Origin of the sequence: Salipiger sp. HF18 (genome assembly GCF_011806505.1) — a bacterium.
GTDB lineage: Bacteria > Pseudomonadota > Alphaproteobacteria > Rhodobacterales > Rhodobacteraceae > Salipiger > Salipiger thiooxidans.
On record NZ_JAATOS010000878.1, the window covers coordinates 1 to 882 of the forward strand.

Sequence of the window (882 nt, forward strand, 5' to 3'; positions counted from 1 at the left end):
GCGTCGTAGAGCGGCTGCATGTAGGGATCGCCCTTTTCCTCCTGCGTGCCGGGCAGGAAGCCCAGCCGCTCGCCCGCCTCGACGGCGGGGCGGCAGAGGATGATCTTGTCGACGGCGCCGGTGATCAGCATGTTCACCCCGACCGCGACGGCGAGGTAGGTCTTGCCGGTGCCCGCGGGGCCGATGCCGAAGCACATCTCGTTCTGGTAGAGCGAGCGCACGTAGGCCTTCTGCGCCTCGGTGCGCGGCTCGATCAGCTTGCGGCGGGTCTTGATCTCGACCTTGCCGCCGTCGAACATCTCGAGCTGACGGGCCGGGGGCTCGGCTTCGGGCGCGGGGCGGGATTCGCGGGCAATGTCGCCCCGACCGACCCAGCGTCCCTGCTCGAGCCGCTGGTAGAGCGCCATGAGCACGTCCCGCGCCGCCGCCTGCGATTCCTCGGGTCCGTGGATCGCGAGCTGGTTCCCGCGTCGCAAGATCTGCACGCCGGTTCGGGTCTCGATGTCGGTGAGATTGCGGTCGAATTCACCGCAAAGGTCGATCAATAGACGGTTGTCGGGGAATTCGAGGATGGCTTCGGTGAGAGTGCCTGCGTTCACGCATGTCTCCTGCGCTTGAGTCTCTCTCAATGGTGCCAAGCGCGCCGCCATAGGGCAAGCCCCGAGCGGCCGATCCGGGCAGATCGTACGAAAAACGACCGCGCGGCGGGCAGCTGCGCGGTCGGAAAGGCCCCGGAACGGGGGGCCGGATCAGAGCGGATCGCCGATGACGCCGGTGGCGCCGTTCTTGAAATCGCCGGTGGCGACGGTCGGCGGGGCCACGCCCGAGCAGACCGGCTTGCCGTACTTGTCGAGGCGGCGGGCCAGATAGCCCTCGACGCCG

The 882-nt window shown here is 68.4% G+C and carries 1 protein-coding gene; it reads right to left on the bottom strand.

The genetic code is table 11. From position 1 onward, the window contains the following. Positions 1 to 599: PhoH family protein (locus tag HC022_RS27685; RefSeq protein ID WP_368484900.1), on the bottom strand; the 599-nt coding region annotated here is incomplete at its 3' end. Positions 600 to 882: the final 283 nt, after the last annotated feature.